The sequence below is a fragment of the Parviterribacter multiflagellatus genome, assembly GCF_056863265.1.
In genome coordinates, this window is record NZ_JBXPIZ010000005.1 from 340,904 (window position 1) to 355,741 (window position 14,838).

A 14,838-nucleotide genomic window follows, 5' to 3' on the forward strand; every position below is an offset into this window, starting at 1 on the left:
CTACACGGCCGCGGCGGCCCGCTCGGTGGCCGCGGCCTCGCGCTCCAGCTCGCGAGCGCGCCGGTAGCCCTCGCGGGCGCGCGGCGCGTACCTGAGCTGCGGGGGAACGACCGGCCACACGGTCCGCACCGCGAAGCGCAGCGCGCCGAACGCCGCCGCGTCGACCTTGCCCCAGTCCAGGCCGAGGATCTCCCGGGCGCGCGGCGGCAGGAGGGCGTTGGAGATCCAGCGCGAGTACGCGTCGAGCGGCCCGCGCACGACCTTCCACAGCGGCCCGGGGACGCCGGGAGGCGCCGGGAAGCGCCCCGGGGAGAACGCGAAGTCGGTCACCGCGTTGGACTCGAGCTCCTCCTCGAGCATCCGGTGCCAGTACGCGTCGAACGTCGCCCAGTCGTGCGCCTCGACCGGCCGCTCGGTCATGCCGTAGAGCGACCACCACTCGACGGACTCGGCGATCAGCTGGTCCTTCTCCGCGAGCGTGAGCGGGCGCCCGAACGCGTCCGTCATCGCGACGAGCATCTCCACGAACGTCGCGTGCGTCCAGTAGTAGACCTTCGGGTCGAGCGCGTGCCAGCGGCGTCCGCTGTGGTCGGTCGCCTTCAGTCCGCGGTGGAAGTCGCGCACGAGGTGGCCGGTCTGCCGCGCGGGCGCGTCGTAGACGACGCCGAGGATGTTGGGGATCGAGCGCGCGAACCGGTCGTACGGGTCCTCGAAGAAGTCCGAGTGCTCAAGCAGCACGGCCGCGACCGCGGGGTGCATGTTCTGCAGTGTCCCGGTCCGGTGCAGGAAGAAGAGCAGCCGGCGGTCGCCGAGGTACTTCCACGTGAGCGAGTCGGGTCCGAGCATCGAGTCAACCTCCGGGCGCTGCAACAGAGCAACAGATTCGTTGCATTGTTGCACGGACTAGGCTTCGGCGCCGGATGGACGCGGTGGCGGAGCGGATCCTCGATGCGGCGCTCGGCCGCTTCAGCACGCAGGGCGTCCGGCGCGCGAGCGTGGAGGACATCGCGCGCGACTGCGGCATCAACCGCGTCACCGTCTACCGCCGGTTCGCGTCCAAGCAGGCGCTGCTGGGCGCGGTCGTCGCGCGCGAGTCGCAGCGCTTCTTCGCCGCGATCGACGGCGCGACGCGGGGCCTCGCGACCCCTGCGGACCGCTTCGTCGAGGGCGTCGCGATCGGGTTCGGCCTCGCCCGCGAGCACCCACTCGTCCACCGCCTCCTCACCGACGAGCCCGAGACGCTCCTGCCCGTCCTCACCCACGACGCCGAGCCCGTCCTCGCGGCCGGCCGCGCGCTCCTCGCCACCCTCCTGCGCGACGCGGACACCCGCGCGCCCGACCCCGACGTGGCGGCCGAGATGCTCGTCCGCCTCGCGATCTCCCTCCTCCTGACGCCGAACGGCGCCATCCCGACCGCCTCCGCGGACGACCTGCGCGCGTTCGCCCGCACGCACCTGCTCCCGATCGCCGGCCTGTGAGCACGGCGAAGGGCGCGGCCGGGGCCGCGCCCTTCAGATCAGGTGGAGTTCGCGTCAGTCGCGCAACAGGTCGGAGAAGAACCTCACGATCTCCGGAGCCTTCACCGCGATGTAGACGACGTCGATCCACGAACGCAGCTTGTCGCGGACGCGGCCAGGGTCTCCCGTTCGTGCCGGCGCGTCCGGTTCGGCTCGAGGGGCTAGTGATCTGGGCTTCGGCTTCTCGCGTTCACGCGTTGAAGCGGAGCGGGGGCCGGCGGGTTCGCCGGACGGAACGCGATGCAATGGCATCTCGTCTCCTTTGTGTGGGTTACAAGCCTCATTCGTCGGTACCTCCAGGTGGTCTCGTTCTCGCTTGACCGTCGTCGAAGCGGTCAGGGGACTTGTACCCGTCGAGCGTCGGCATCAAGCTGCCGGCGTTGGGCAACGCGGGCGAGCCACTCGCTTCGTGGGGCGCGGACCCACCCCACAAGTCCGTCGCGGCGTCGGCATCTCACTGCTTCCGAACAAGTCCTCGCGCAGTGGCGCAGGCGAGCGCTCGGCTTCGCCCCACGTCAACGTACCCGCGCGAGACCGCACCGCCTCTCGAAGTGACGTTGGTCCCGCATGGGGGGCACAACGTCACCCGCGCGGTCGGGGCGCGCGCATGCGACGTTGACGTCGCCGCGTAGGGCAGCCGCCGACAGGGCCACACCGGGCGGCGGGTGGTGCGGTGGGTGGAGGGGGGCGAGGTATCGCAGTGCGGCGGACGTGGCGGGGGTCAGCGAACCCACCCCGCGTCCGCGCGACGACCAAGCCCCACCGCGTCACAGCATGATCGGTCTGGCGCGCGAGTACCGGGCGACCGCAAGTCCGCGGCGCCGGGCGCGTTGTGGAACACGTGTCCCGTTCTCTCCTCGCCGCCGGCGCGCTGGTCACCGCGCTCGCGGTCCTCAGCCCCGCCACCGCCGCGAGCGCCGCCGGGCGGTGCGGCGACCCCACGACGCGCCCGTGGTGCGACACCACGAAGTCGGCGGACGAGCGGGCGCAGCTCCTGCTCGACCAGCTCACGCGCGCGGAGCGCATCTCGCTCCTGGCCGGCGACGAGCTGCTGGGGGCGGCCGGGCAGCCGGGGACGCACACCGGGACGAGCAACGGGGTCGAACGGGTCGGGCTGCCGCCCGTGTACTTCTCGGACGGGCCGGTCGGCACGCGGCAGGGCAACGCGACCGCGATGCCGTCCCCGATGGCGCTCGCGTCGACGTTCAGCCAGGACCTCGCCGCGAAGCACGCCGCGGTGATCGGCGACGAGGCGAAGAAGAAGGGCAACGACGTCGTCTTCGCGCCCGCGGTGAACATGCTGCGGACCGCACGCAACGGGCGCACGTTCGAGTACTTCGGCGAGGACCCGTACCTCGCGGCCCGGCTCGCCGTCGGCTGGACGAAGGGCCTCCAGGCCCAGGGCGTCATCGGCAACGTCAAGCACTACGCGGTCAACAACCAGGAGGGGATCGGCGTCCAGATCCCGGGCGCCCCGATCGGCGGCGCGCTGATCGGCTCGCGCATGACCGTCGACGCGCGCGTGGACGAGCGGACGCTGCGCGAGATCTACCTGCCGCAGTTCGAGGCCGCCGTGAAGGAGGGCGGCGTCGGCAGCGTGATGTGCTCGTACAACCGCATCAACGGCCAGTACGGCTGCGAGAACGAGCACCTGCTCAACGGCATCCTCAAGGGCGACTGGGGCTTCCAGGGCTTCGTCCTCACCGACTACGGCGCCGGCAAGACCACCGTCGGCGGCCTGCGGAACGGGCTCGACCTCGACATCTGGCCCGGCATCACCTACGCCCCGCTGCGCGTCAACGCCGCGCTCGCCACCGGGCAGGCGACCACCGCCCACGTCGACGGCGCCGTCCGGCGCATCCTCCGCACGCTCTTCGCCCACGGCTTCTTCGACCGCGCCGCGTACGTGGACGACGAGGCGCAGATCGACCAGGCCGCGCACGACGCGACCGCCGCCGAGATCGAGGCCGCGGGCACGGTGCTGCTGAAGAACGAGGGCGCGACGCTCCCGCTCGACCCGCGCACCCTGGAGAAGGTCGCCGTGATCGGCCCGGAGGCGGACACGATCAAGAACGGCGGCGGCTCGTCGGCGATCAAGGCGTACAAGACCACGACGCCGCTCCAGGCGCTGCGCGACCGGCTCGGCGAGGAGCACGTCTGGGAGGACGACGGCACCGACGCGGCCCGCGCCGCCAACCTGGCCCGGCACGCCGACGCGGCCATCGTGGTCGTCGGCGACAACATGACCGAGGGCGTCGACAAGCCGTGCCTCGGCCTCAACTGCGGCGCCACCGACGGCGTCGACCGCGACGCGCTCATCGAGGCGGTCGCCGCCGCGCAGCCGCGCACGGTCGTCGTCCTCCAGAGCGGCGGGCCGGTCCTGACGCCGTGGCGGGGCGACGTGCCGGCGATTCTCGAGGCCTGGTACCCGGGCCAGAACGGCGGCACGGCGATCGCGCGGGTCCTGCTCGGCGAGGCGGAGCCGGGCGGCCGGCTCCCCGCGACGTTCCCCATCAGCGAGGCGGACGGGCCGGTGAACGGCACGGCCGACCCTGAGGCGTACCCGGGCGTGGGCGAACGCGTGACCTACAAGGAGGGCGTGCTGATCGGCTACCGCTGGTTCGACCAGCACGGGCGCGGCGTCGCGTTCCCGTTCGGGCACGGGCTCACCTACACCCGCTTCGCCTACCGCGGCCTGCGCATCGACGGCCGCCAGGTCAGCTTCACCGTCACCAACACCGGCCGCCGCACGGGCACCGCCGTGCCGCAGCTCTACCTCGGGCTCCCGCAGCCGAGCGCGGAGATCGTCCAGCCGCCGTCGCAGCTCAAGGGCTTCGAGCGCGTCACGCTCGCGCCGGGCCGGTCCAAGCGGGTGACGTTCACGCTCGACGAGCGCGCGTTCTCCTACTGGGACGAGGCGGCCGGCGGCTGGCGGGTCGCGCCCGGGCGCTACCAGGTGAAGGTGGGAGCGTCCTCGCGCGACCTGCCGCTGACCGGGTCGATCGTGCGCTAGCGCGCCCGCCGCTCGGCGAGCTGCTCCTCCGGGACGCGGACGACGTCCCAGATGATGCCGAGCCGCTCGAGCAGGTTGATGATCGAGCCGGAGACGTCGATCTGGCGCTTGTCGACGCCGTGGACGGCGGACGTGGGGAAGGCGTGGTGCGTGTTGTGCCACGCCTCGCCCAGCGTCGGCAGCGCCAGCCACCACACGTTGCGCGACTCGTCCTCGGTCTCGTAGTGCTTGCGGCCGAAGACGTGGCAGATCGAGTTGACGCTGTACGTCACGTGGTGGACGACGAGCATCCGGATCGCGCCGCCCCACAGCAGGCCGGTCAGCGCGCCCTCCAACGACCAGCTCAGCAGGCCGCCGAGCGCGAACGGCAGCGCGAAGCCCGCGAGCACCCAGAACAGGAACTGGCGGTCGATGCGGCTGATGACCGGGTCGTTGAGCAGATCCCGCGCGTAGCGCGTCTTCAGGCCGCGCTGGGTGTGGATGAAGAGCCAGCCGACGTGTGCGTGGAACAGGCCCTTCAGCGTGCCCTTGAGCCCGCCGCCGTGGTCGACGTGGGGCGAGTGCGGATCGCCCTCCTCGTCCGCGAACGTGTGGTGCTTGCGGTGGTCGGCGACCCACGAGGTGACCGGGCCCTCGATCGCCATCGACCCCATCGCCGCGAGCGTGCCGCGGAAGAACGGCGACGTCTTGAACGCGCGATGCGTCAGATGGCGGTGGAACCCGATCGTCACGCCGAGGGCGCAGATCAGGTACATGACGACGAACACGACGATGTCGTGCCAGTGCAGGAGGGAGTTCCACGTCTGCCAGGCGGCGATCCCGAGCCCGATGAACGGGACCACGGTCACGGTGCCGGTCAGGAAGCGGTCGAGCTTCTCGTTCTCGACGGGCTGGACGTCGTCGCGCAGCGGCGCCGACGCGGGGGTCTGCGAAGTCGTGACGGCCATGGGTTAGGCGCACCTTAGACCGGAAATCCGGCACGTTGATGCGATTCGGGGGTTAACCCCCCGATGCCTGCGAACTACCCTCAACGCGTGCTGCTGGGACGCGAGACGGAGCTCGCTCGGCTGCGCGGGTTGCTTGCCGACGCGCGCGACGGGAAGAGCTTCGCGCTGGTCGTGCACGGCGACGCCGGGATCGGCAAGACGGCCCTCCTCCTCACGCTGGCGGAGGAGGCCGCGCGCGACGGCTTCCGGCTCCTGCCGGTGCGCACCTACGAGGGCGCGGGCGAGATCCCGTGGGCGGGCCTGCACGCGCTCGCGATGCCGTTCCTCGACCTGTTCGAGCAGCTGCCGGACGTGCAGGCGCGCGCGCTGCGGTCGGCGCTGTCGCTGGAGCCGTCGGTCGCGTCCGACCGCTTCACCGTGCCGGTCGCGCTGCTCGGCCTGCTCGCCGCGGCGGCCGAGCGCCAGCCGCTGCTGGTGATCGCCGACGACGTCCAGTGGCTCGACCGCGCGACGCGTGACGCGCTCCTCTTCGCCGCCCGCCGGCTCGGCGCCGAGGGCGTCGGGCTGCTGCTCGCCGCGCGCGACGGCGAGGGGTGGGAGCCGGCCGACGCCCGCCTGGACACGCTGCACCTCGGCGGGCTCGCCGCGGCCGACGCGCGCCGGCTGGTCGAGGCGCACGGCGTCGTGCCCACGGTCGCCGACGCGCTCCACGCCGCGACCGGCGGCAACCCGCTCGCGCTCACCGAGCTGCCCGCCGCGCTGAGCGAGCGCGAGCGCACCGGCCGCGACCCGCTCCGCACGCCGCTGCCGACCGGCACGCGGGTGGAGGAGCTGTTCGCCCGCCGCATCGCGAACCTGCCCGAGGACGCGCGCAACGCGCTCGGGCTCGCCGCCGCCATGAACCCCCCGCGCGCCGACATGCTCGCGCGCGCGATGGCCGACCTGCGCCTGCCGCCGTCGGCGCTGACCGCCGCCGAGCAGGCCGGCGTCCTGCGGCTGGGCGACGGCACGCTCGCGTTCCGCCACCCGCTCGTCCGCGCTGCCGCGTACCACGCGCTGTCGGAGAGCGACCGCGCGGTCGTCCACGAGGCGCTCGCCGCCGTCGCGCCCGACGACCGCGTCCGCGCCTGGCACCTCGCCGCCGCCGCGCCGGGCCCCGACGAGGAGGTCGCGCTCGCGCTCGAGTCGGCGGCGCTCGACGCCCGCGGCCGCGGCGCACCGGTCGAGGCCGCGCATGCGTTCCGCCGCGCCGCCGCGCTCTCGCCCGACCCGGCCGACGCGCGGCGCCGGATGCTCGACGCGTCCAGCGACGCGCTGGTCGGCGGCGACAGCGAGCGCGCGCTGCACGACCTGGGGGAGCTGGACCGCGACGCGGCGCTCGAGCCCGTGCTGCGCTCGGAGGTCCGCCGCCTGCTCGGCCTGGCGGCGATGCGGCTCGGCACCCCGCGCGAGGGCATCGAGCTGGTCGAGCGCGAGGCCGCGGAGCTGGAGGCGGCCGGCAACCGCGTCGAGGCCGCGCAGACGCTCCTGCTCGCCGCCGCCGGCTACCTCGGCGAGGGCGACATGCTCCCGCTCGCCGCGACCGCGCGGAAGGCGCGCGAGCTGGCCGGCGACGTGCCCGGCATCCGCGCCGCGTGCGACGTCGTGGAGGGCGAGGCGCTCGTCCCGCTCGGCCGCCCGCTGGAGGGCTTCGCGCTGATCGACGCGGGCCTGCCGCTGCTCGACCCGGCGGGCGAGGACGCGGCGGAGATCGTCCAGATGGTCGCCCACGCGCAGATCTGGACCGAGCGCTACGACCAGGCGTTCGACCTCATCGACGACCTCATCCGCGAGGCGCGCGAGGCGGGCGCCGTGACGCGGCTCGTCTACCCGCTCACGGTCCGCAGCGACCTCGAGCAGCGGCGCGGCCACTGGCAGAGCGCGCTGGCCGACGCCGAGGAGGCGCTGCGGCTCGGGCGCGAGGTCGGCTTCGGGGGGATCCTCGGGCTGGCGCTGGCGAAGATGGCCCGCATCGACGCGCTCACGGGGCGGATCGAGCAGGCGCGCGAGCGCGGCCGCGAGGCGCTCCGGATGGTGCTCACCGTCAGCTACGGGGCGCTGGAGATCCACGCGCGCAGCGCGCTCGGCCTCGTCGAGCTCGTCGCCGGCGACGCGGCGGCCGCCGCCGAGGTCCTGCGCGGCGCGCGCCGGCGCTACGTCGAGCTCCACTGGGGCGAGCCGTCGCTGGCCCAGTTCCACGCCGACCTCGTGGAGGCGCTGCTGCTGATCGGCGCGCGCGACGAGGCGGAGGAGGTGCTGGCCGAGTTCGCGCGCGACGCAGAGCGCACGCAGCTGTTCTGGTCGCGCGCGTGCGTGGAGCGGTGCCGCGGCCTGCTCGCGCCCGACGATGCGTTCGAGGAGCACTTCCTGCTGGCGCTCGAGCTCCATGCCGGGACCGCGCAGCCGTTCGAGCAGGCGCGGACCGACCTCCTCCTCGGCGAGCGCCTGCGCCGCGCCGGCCGCCGCCCCGAGAGCCGCGAGCCGCTGCGCCGGGCGCTGGAGCAGTTCGAGCGTGTCGGCGCGAAGCCCTGGGTCGAGCGGGCACGCCGCGCGGCCGCCGCGTCGGGCAGCGGCACGCCCAAGGAGGACGCCGCCGCGGCGGCCGCGAGCGAGCGCCGGGCGGCGATGGCGCAGCTCTCCGGCCAGGAGTGGCGCATCGCGCTGCTCGTGGCCCAGGGCATGACCAACCGCGAGGCGGGCGCGGCGCTGTTCCTCTCCCCGAAGACGATCGAGCACCACCTGTCGGGCATCTACAAGAAGCTCGGCGTCCGGTCCCGCACGCAGCTCGCGCGCGTGGTCGCGGACGAGGCGGACCGCCCGCCCGCGCCGGTCGGCTAGCGCGCCGGGGCGGGCTCGGGCTCGACCACGCCCGCGCCCGGCGGCGGCGTCAGCGCCGCCGCGGTGATCACCAGCGCGAACGCCCCGACGCGCAGCGCGAGGCCGAGCGGGTCCTCAGGCAGCGGCTCGCCGAAGACGATCGGACCGGACGCGATCGTGATCACGTTCGCGGTCGCGCTCGTCACCGCGATCACCGCGACGGGGCGGCCGATCTGGAGCGAGCGGGCCGAGACGAGCAGGCCCAGCAGCGACAGCACGAGGATCACCAGCGCGAGCGGGTGGATCAGGACGCCGAGCACGCCCTCGTCCTCGAGCCTGCCGGTGAGCGCCTTGATCGACACGTCCGAGCCGCCCCACAGCAGGCCCGCCGACATCGCCATGATCGCGCCGGCGCGGGCGCCCTCCAACGCGAAGGGCACGACGAGCAGCCCGATCACGGTCGCCAGCCCGACGTAGCCGGCGAGCGTCCCGGCCGCGAAGTCGCTGTGCGCCTCGTCGCCGGTCCCCGACAGCGTCGCGGCGAGGATGCACAGGCCCGCCGCGGTCAGCGCGACGCCGACCCACTCGCGCCGCGTCACCGGGTGGCGGAAGAGCTTCTGCGCGATCGGCGTGAGCAGCACGAGGCAGCCCGCGATCGTCGCCTGCACGAGCGAGATCGGCGCGAGCGCGAGCGCGGCGACGTGCAGGCCCCACGAGCCGAGCGCCACGACGATGCCCAGCACGTACCACGGCGAGCTGAACAGCGCGATCGAGCTGGAGATGGGGCGGGTGAACTCGATCGGCGGGGCCTCGACCGACCCGCGGTGCTTGTAGAGGAAGCCGACGATCGACGTGAGCGCGGTGGCGACGGCGATCAGCAGCCCCAGCTCAACCGTGGCGCTCATGCGGAGAACCAAAGTAGTGCCATGAACATCGGCGCTTGACACGCTCGCGTCAGCTGCTACAAACGACGTACAGGACAGAGGTCATCCGCAGAGCGGACGGACGTTGTTCCCGTCGATACCTCCCTTGCCAGGGAGGCAGGACTACCCAAAGCGCCCTCTCGAGAGGGCGCTTCCTTTTGGCAGGCTGTGCGGCGTGACCGAGCTCCGCAACGTCTGCCTCTACGCCGGCTCCCTCGATGGGGCGAAGCCCGCCTACCGCGCCGGCGCCGAAGCGCTCGCCCGCCACCTCGCCGAGTCGGGCATCGGTGTCGTCTACGGCGGCGGCCGCGCCGGCCTGATGGGCGCGCTGGCCGACGCCGCGCTGGCCGCCGGCGGCCACGTCACGGGCGTCATCCCCGAGCAGCTGCGCGACCGCGAGCGCGCGCACACCGGGCTGCCTGACCTGCGCGTCGTCGGCTCGATGCACGAGCGCAAGGCGCTGATGGCGGAGCTGTCGGACGCGTTCGTCGCGCTGCCGGGCGGCATCGGCACGCTGGAGGAGCTGATCGAGGTCTACACCTGGGCGCAGCTCGGCGTGCACCGCTGCCCGCTCGGCGTGCTCAACGTCGAGGGCTACTACGACGGGCTGCTCGCGTTCCTCGACGAGGCGATGGCCGAGGGCTTCCTGCGCGAGGGCACGCGCGCGCGCCTGCTCGTCGACGACGACCCGGAGCGGCTCGTCGCGCGGCTGCGGGCGTGGGAGGCGCCGGACACGCCGCAGTGGCTCGGGCGGGCGGAGAGCTGATGCCGGGCCTGACGCTCCGCCTGCTCCCCGGCCGCTACGCCGTGGTGCAGGTCGACGCGCTGCCCGCGTGGTTCTCGTTCGACGCGCCGCTGGCCGCCGCGGTCCGGCGCGGGGAGGAGCTGTCGCTCGTCGCGCCGGAGGAGGTCGTGCCGGAGGACGCCGTCGCCGAGCGGGGGTTCCGCGCGCTGGAGGTCACCGGCCCGCTCGCGTTCGAGCTGACCGGCGTCATGGCCTCGATCGCCGCGCCGCTGGCCGAGGCCGGCGTGTGGATCTTCACGCTCGCCACCTACGACACCGACGTTGTGCTCGTGCCACAGGTGAAGGTGCAGGAGGCGGTGGCCGCGCTCCACGCGGCCGGGCACACCGTCGAGTAGCGTGCCGCGGCCATGAGCCTGTCCCACCATCGCGGAGGCGCCGGCGAGCCGCTGGTGCTCCTCCACGGCATCGGCTCCCAGTGGCAGATGTGGGAGCCCGTCCTGCCGGCGCTCGAGGCCGAGCACGACGTGCTGGCGCTCGACATGCCGGGCTTCGGCGGCTCGCCGCTGCTGCCGCCCGGCAAGACGCCCGATCCCGAAGGGCTGGCCGACGGCATCGAGGCGTTCCTCGACGCGGAGGGCGTCGGGCAGGTCCACGTCGCGGGCAACTCGCTCGGCGGGTGGGTCGCGCTGGAGCTGGCCAAGCGCGGCCGCACCCTGTCGGCGTGCGCGCTGTCGCCCGCCGGGTTCTGGACGCGCGGGGAGCAGCGCTACGCGACGATCTCGCTCCGCATCGCGCACGCGGCCGCGACGCTGGTCGGCCCGCGCGCGGAGACGGTGCTCGCCAACCCGCGCGTGCGCAAGGCGGCCAACGCGCAGCTCGTCGCGCACGCCGACCGGATGCCGGTCGAGGCGGCCGCGGGCGCGCTGCGCAACCTGGCGGCGTCGCCGGGCTGGAAGCTCACGCTCGACGCGATGGGGCAGCGGACGTTCACGGGTGGCAAGGACGTGCGCGGGCCGGTGACGGTCGCGTGGGGCGAGAAGGACCGGCTGCTCATCCCCCGGCAGGCCGGCCGGGCGCGCACGGAGATCCCGCAGGCGCGGCACATCTGGCTGACCGACTGCGGTCACGTGCCGACGTGGGACGGCCCCGAGCTCGTGGCGCGGGCGATCCTCTCGTCGCGCTGAAGCAGGGCCTCGAGCACGTCGCCCATCCGGCGGCGGAAGAAGAAGTGGCCCTCGCCCGGCGCGAGCGCGGGCGTGCAGCGGGGGAGCGTGATCGCCAGCGCGAGCGCGTGGTCGAGCGGCACGAGCGGGTCGGCGGTGCCGTGCCACAGCGTCACCTGCGCGCGCACGCCGGCCGGGTCGAAGCCCCAGTCGCCGAACACGAGCCGCAGGTCCTCCAGCAGCGCCGTCGCGTCGCCGCCGCAGCGCTGGACCGGCGCGGCCCGCAGCAGCGCGTCGATCGCGCGGCGCGCGGTGGCGGGCTTCGCGGCGAGCACCGCGCGGGCGAGCCCGGCGGCGGGGAGCTGGCCGACGCCGCTGACGATCGCCGCGGCGGGTGCGCGGTCGGGGCCGAGCGCGTGGGCCACCGCCGCCGCGTACGGGCCGCCCGCGGACACGCCGAGCGGCAGGAGCTCGTCGAGGCCGAGCGCGTCCGCCAGCGCCTCGACGTCGCGGGCGAAGCCGTGCAGCGTGCGGCCGGGCTGCGGGGTCGACGCGCCGAAGCCGGGCCGCTGGACGAGCAGGTAGCGGACGCCGAGCTCGTCCAGGAGCGCCTCGGTGCGCGGGCAGCGGCGCAGGGGCGAGCCGAGCGCGCCGTGGAGGTAGACGACCGCGCGCCCGTCGGGCGGTCCCCAATCGGCGTAGCCGAGCGTGCGCCCGTCCGGCAGCGCGACGACGCGGGAGCTCACGAGGCGGGACGCTACGCGCGTGCGCGCCTACTACGGTGAACGTCCAGTGTTCGTGGCGTCGATCGGATCGTCCTTGGAGTCGTTCTTCGACGCGGTCGGGTCGTTCTTCGACTCGCTGGCGAGCATCAGCTTCATCCCGCTCCTGCTCGGGCTCCTGTCGTTCACCGTCTACCTGACGCTGCGCGCGCGGGCCTCGTTCCACATCCTGCGCGCGGCGTACCCGGACGAGCGGTTCGAGTTCCGCCGCATCTGGGGCGCGTACGTGGCGGCGTACGGCTTCAACGGCATCGTCCCGGCGCGCGGCGGCGACGTCATCCGGCTCTTCCTGACCAAGTCGTCGGTGCCGCGGTCGTCGTACCCGGCGGTGGCGTCGGCGATGGTCGTGGAGAACGTGTTCGACGCGACGATGGCGGTGTTCATCCTCACGTTCGCGTTCTCGCAGGGCGTGTTCCCCAAGCCGCCGGACTTCTCGAAGATCCCGGCGTTCGACCTGCAGTTCTTCGCCGGCCACCCGCGCTTCACGCTCTTCCTCCTGACGGCGCTGATGATCGCCGGGCTCGTGGCGTTCGCGCTGCTGTCGGCGCGCGTCGTCGCGTTCTGGGAGCGCGTGCGGCAGGGCCTGACGATCCTCCGCGACCGGCGGCGCTACTTCCGCGAGGTGTGGCTCGTGCAGTTCGCGGGCTGGGGCTTCCGCTTCTTCGCGTTCTGGATGCTGCTCGAGGCCTTCCAGGTCGGCGGCTCGGTGCGCAACGTGCTGCTGGTGCTGGGAGTGAACGCGGTGGCCGCGGTCGTCCCGTTCACGCCTGGCGGCGCGGGGGTGCAGCAGGCGCTGCTCGTGAAGGTCTTCGCGGGGACGGCGACCGGTGCGACGGTCGCCGCCTACAGCGTCGGCCAGCAGATCGCGATCGCGGTGTGGATGCTCGGCGTCGGCTTCCTGGCGCTCTTCTTCATCTTCCGCTTCCGCTCGTTCAAGGAGGTCATCGCGGCGGGCCGCGAGTCGCGGGCGCGCGAGCGGGAAGACGCCAACGATCCGGCCGAAGGCGTCCGGGCGGGCGTGTAGAACCACTTTCCAGCATGAAGAGCGCTGCCTGCCTCGCAGCGGCGGCCGCCGCGCTCCTCGCCCTCGCCGGCGCCGCCCTCGGGCCCGGCGCGATCCTCCTCGCCGTCCCCGCCGCGGTCGGCGGCGCGCTCCTCCAGCGCCGGGTCGCCGTGCGGGAGGCCGCGCTGCGCCGCCTCTCTCTCCGCGACGCGCTCACGGGGCTGGCGAACCGGCGTGCGCTGGAGGAGCGGATGGACTACGAGGTCGCGCGCCACGCCCGCCACCAGCGGCGCTTCGCGGTGATCGCGCTCGACCTCGACGGGTTCAAGCTCGTCAACGACCGCTACGGCCACGCGGCGGGCGACGAGGTGCTGCGGGAGATCGCGGGCGCGCTGGACGGCGCGGTGCGGTCGCAGGACACGGTCGTGCGGCTCGGCGGCGACGAGTTCTGCGTGCTCGCGCCCGAGTCGGGCGAGGAGGTCGCCGAGCGGCTGACCGGGCGGCTGCAGCGCGCGGTCGCGGAGGCCGTCGAGGGCCTCGAAGGGATGAGCGTGAGCGCGGGCTGGGCGATCTTCCCCGAGGACGGGGAGACGCCGGAGGACCTGCTGGCCGTCGCCGACCAGGCCGCGATCGAGGCCAAGCGGCGCAGGCACGGCGGGCGCTCGTCCCGCCGCGCGGCCTGACGGCGTTCGCCGCTAGCGCAGCCCTTCGCGCGCTTCGCGCACGAGCGTGACCGCCTCCGGGAAGACCGTCGCCATGACGGACCGGAGCTGCTGCGCCTGCTGCTCGGGCGTGCCCTGGACGTTCACGCGGTTGATCGAGGCCACGGTCATGTCGACCGCCAGCTTGATGGCGTTGTCGGCCCAGGCGACGCGCTGGCTGCCCTGCAGCTGCTCAGCGAACTCCTGGAACTGGCGCCGAAGCTCGTCGGGGTCGCCCCCGCCGAAGCCGAATGGGAAGCCGCCTTCCATGGTTCGCAGGGTACTCCCCGCGCCATGGTCTCCTCACGGGTCCTGATCACCGGCGCGTCGAGCGGCGTCGGCGCGGCCGCCGCCGTCGCGTTCTCCGCCGCGGGCGCGGACGTCGCGCTGCTCGCCCGCAGCGGGGACGGCCTGCGCGCCGTCGCCGCGCGCTGCCGCGGCCGCACGCTCGTCGTGCCGGCGGACGTCGCCGACCGCGCGGCCGTGGATGCGGCGGTGGCGCGCGTGGTCGAGGAGTGGGGCGGGCTCGACGTCGTCGTGGTGAACGCGGCGGCGATGGTCTACGGGCCGTTCGCGGAGGTGGCGGCCGAGGACTTCGACCGGACGGTGGCGGTGACGTTCCTCGGCGCGGTGAACGTCGTGCGCGCCGCGCTCCCGCACGTCCGGACGGTGGTCGTGACCGGCTCCATCAACGCCCGCACGCCGCTGCCCTCGTTCAGCGCCTACGCGGCGTCGAAGGCCGCGCTGCGCTCGTTCGTGCGGTCGCTGCGCATCGAGCTGCGCGCGGCGCGCTCGCCGGTCCGGATCGTGATGGTCGACCCCGGCGCGATCGCCACGCCGGTGTGGGGGAGCGTCACGAGCGCCACCGGACGCCTCCCGCGCACGCCGCCGTGGGGTTACGCGCCGGAGGTCGTCGCGGAGGCGATCGTCGAGGCCGCGCGCCCGCGCCGTCGCCCCGGCCGCCCCCGCACCTCCCGCGACGTGGTCGCCGGCGGCGAGGCGCGGTTCTGGCTGACGCTGTGGCGGCTGCCGTGGGTCGGGGAGCGGGTGCTCGGCCTCGTCCACCGCTACTACGCGACGGGCCGCCGCCCCGCGCGCTCCGACCCGCTCCACCATCCCGCGGGCACCGGCGCCGCGCGAGGGCCGCTGCGCGCGCGCCGCTCGCTCCTCGCCCGCCTGCTGAGATAG

The 14,838-nt window shown here is 74.3% G+C and carries 14 protein-coding genes; 9 read left to right on the forward strand and 5 right to left on the reverse strand.

What is annotated here, in order from left to right; genetic code table 11:
* Entirely contained in the window at positions 1-846 is an 846-nt protein-coding gene (locus tag AC1UE5_RS13195) for an oxygenase MpaB family protein (protein ID WP_482924051.1), read from the reverse strand.
* Positions 847-920: 74 nt separating this feature from the next.
* Between AC1UE5_RS13195 and AC1UE5_RS13200 the strand changes: the two genes are divergently transcribed.
* Both AC1UE5_RS13200 and AC1UE5_RS13205 read left to right on the forward strand, forming a co-directional pair.
* A complete protein-coding gene (locus AC1UE5_RS13200) occupies positions 921-1,478 on the forward strand; it encodes a TetR/AcrR family transcriptional regulator (RefSeq protein WP_482924054.1) in 558 nt (185 codons plus the stop codon).
* Between the two features lie 880 nt (positions 1,479-2,358).
* Complete coding sequence (locus AC1UE5_RS13205) at positions 2,359-4,530, forward strand: beta-glucosidase (protein ID WP_482924057.1); 2,172 nt, start codon at positions 2,359-2,361, stop codon at positions 4,528-4,530.
* On the opposite strand, the gene AC1UE5_RS13210 is transcribed toward AC1UE5_RS13205, so the two are convergent.
* The gene (locus AC1UE5_RS13210) at positions 4,527-5,477 is read right to left on the reverse strand and encodes an acyl-CoA desaturase (RefSeq protein WP_482924059.1); all 951 of its coding nucleotides are present in this window, start codon (positions 5,475-5,477) and stop codon (positions 4,527-4,529) included. The genes AC1UE5_RS13205 and AC1UE5_RS13210 overlap by 4 nt on opposite strands.
* Before the next feature lie 87 nt (positions 5,478-5,564).
* On the opposite strand from AC1UE5_RS13210, the gene AC1UE5_RS13215 reads away from it, so the two are divergent.
* Positions 5,565-8,354, forward strand: a complete 2,790-nt coding sequence (locus AC1UE5_RS13215) for a helix-turn-helix transcriptional regulator (RefSeq protein WP_482924062.1) — start codon at positions 5,565-5,567, stop codon at positions 8,352-8,354.
* Here the strand turns inward: AC1UE5_RS13215 and AC1UE5_RS13220 are convergent.
* Complete coding sequence (locus AC1UE5_RS13220) at positions 8,351-9,238, reverse strand: DMT family protein (protein ID WP_482924064.1); 888 nt, start codon at positions 9,236-9,238, stop codon at positions 8,351-8,353. The genes AC1UE5_RS13215 and AC1UE5_RS13220 overlap by 4 nt on opposite strands.
* Positions 9,239-9,431: 193 nt before the next feature.
* Here AC1UE5_RS13220 and AC1UE5_RS13225 point away from each other — a divergent pair, with 193 nt between their 5' ends.
* Genes AC1UE5_RS13225 through AC1UE5_RS13235 form a run of 3 tightly spaced genes read left to right on the forward strand, consistent with a single transcriptional unit; the run spans position 9,432 to position 11,185 of the window.
* Positions 9,432-10,022, forward strand: a complete 591-nt coding sequence (locus tag AC1UE5_RS13225) for an LOG family protein (RefSeq protein ID WP_482924067.1) — start codon at positions 9,432-9,434, stop codon at positions 10,020-10,022.
* The gene (locus AC1UE5_RS13230) at positions 10,022-10,396 is read left to right on the forward strand and encodes an ACT domain-containing protein (protein WP_482924069.1); all 375 of its coding nucleotides are present in this window, start codon (positions 10,022-10,024) and stop codon (positions 10,394-10,396) included. Before AC1UE5_RS13225 ends, AC1UE5_RS13230 begins: the two co-directional genes overlap by 1 nt.
* Positions 10,397-10,408: 12 nt before the next feature.
* A complete protein-coding gene (locus tag AC1UE5_RS13235; protein ID WP_482924071.1) occupies positions 10,409-11,185 on the forward strand; it encodes an alpha/beta fold hydrolase in 777 nt (258 codons plus the stop codon).
* Here AC1UE5_RS13235 and AC1UE5_RS13240 read toward each other — a convergent pair.
* Positions 11,125-11,910 (reverse strand): alpha/beta fold hydrolase, encoded by a 786-nt coding sequence (locus AC1UE5_RS13240; RefSeq protein ID WP_482924073.1) that lies wholly within the window; start codon positions 11,908-11,910, stop codon positions 11,125-11,127. The genes AC1UE5_RS13235 and AC1UE5_RS13240 overlap by 61 nt on opposite strands.
* Before the next feature lie 52 nt (positions 11,911-11,962).
* Between AC1UE5_RS13240 and AC1UE5_RS13245 the strand changes: the two genes are divergently transcribed.
* Complete coding sequence (locus AC1UE5_RS13245) at positions 11,963-12,970, forward strand: lysylphosphatidylglycerol synthase transmembrane domain-containing protein (protein ID WP_482924075.1); 1,008 nt, start codon at positions 11,963-11,965, stop codon at positions 12,968-12,970.
* A gap of 14 nt (positions 12,971-12,984) precedes the next feature.
* On the forward strand, positions 12,985-13,632 hold the full coding sequence (locus tag AC1UE5_RS13250; RefSeq protein ID WP_482924078.1) for a GGDEF domain-containing protein: 648 nt from the start codon (positions 12,985-12,987) through the stop codon (positions 13,630-13,632).
* Between the two features lie 12 nt (positions 13,633-13,644).
* Here AC1UE5_RS13250 and AC1UE5_RS13255 read toward each other — a convergent pair whose 3' ends face one another.
* Positions 13,645-13,920, reverse strand: coding sequence for a hypothetical protein (locus AC1UE5_RS13255; protein WP_482924080.1), 276 nt, complete (start codon positions 13,918-13,920; stop codon positions 13,645-13,647).
* Positions 13,921-13,944: 24 nt separating this feature from the next.
* On the opposite strand from AC1UE5_RS13255, the gene AC1UE5_RS13260 reads away from it, so the two are divergent.
* Positions 13,945-14,838, forward strand: coding sequence for an SDR family NAD(P)-dependent oxidoreductase (locus AC1UE5_RS13260; protein WP_482924083.1), 894 nt, complete (start codon positions 13,945-13,947; stop codon positions 14,836-14,838).

Excerpts from the sequence above, each read along its gene's own strand:
- AC1UE5_RS13195 (WP_482924051.1), bottom strand. The coding sequence starts at position 846 with ATGCTCGGACCCGACTCGCTCACGTGGAAGTACCTCGGCGACCGCCGG.
- AC1UE5_RS13200 (WP_482924054.1), top strand. The coding sequence starts at position 921 with ATGGACGCGGTGGCGGAGCGGATCCTCGATGCGGCGCTCGGCCGCTTC.
- AC1UE5_RS13210 (WP_482924059.1), bottom strand. The coding sequence starts at position 5,477 with ATGGCCGTCACGACTTCGCAGACCCCCGCGTCGGCGCCGCTGCGCGAC.
- AC1UE5_RS13220 (WP_482924064.1), bottom strand. The coding sequence starts at position 9,238 with ATGAGCGCCACGGTTGAGCTGGGGCTGCTGATCGCCGTCGCCACCGCG.
- AC1UE5_RS13230 (WP_482924069.1), top strand. The coding sequence starts at position 10,022 with ATGCCGGGCCTGACGCTCCGCCTGCTCCCCGGCCGCTACGCCGTGGTG.
- AC1UE5_RS13235 (WP_482924071.1), top strand. The coding sequence starts at position 10,409 with ATGAGCCTGTCCCACCATCGCGGAGGCGCCGGCGAGCCGCTGGTGCTC.
- AC1UE5_RS13250 (WP_482924078.1), top strand. The coding sequence starts at position 12,985 with ATGAAGAGCGCTGCCTGCCTCGCAGCGGCGGCCGCCGCGCTCCTCGCC.
- AC1UE5_RS13255 (WP_482924080.1), bottom strand. The coding sequence starts at position 13,920 with ATGGAAGGCGGCTTCCCATTCGGCTTCGGCGGGGGCGACCCCGACGAG.
- AC1UE5_RS13260 (WP_482924083.1), top strand. The coding sequence starts at position 13,945 with ATGGTCTCCTCACGGGTCCTGATCACCGGCGCGTCGAGCGGCGTCGGC.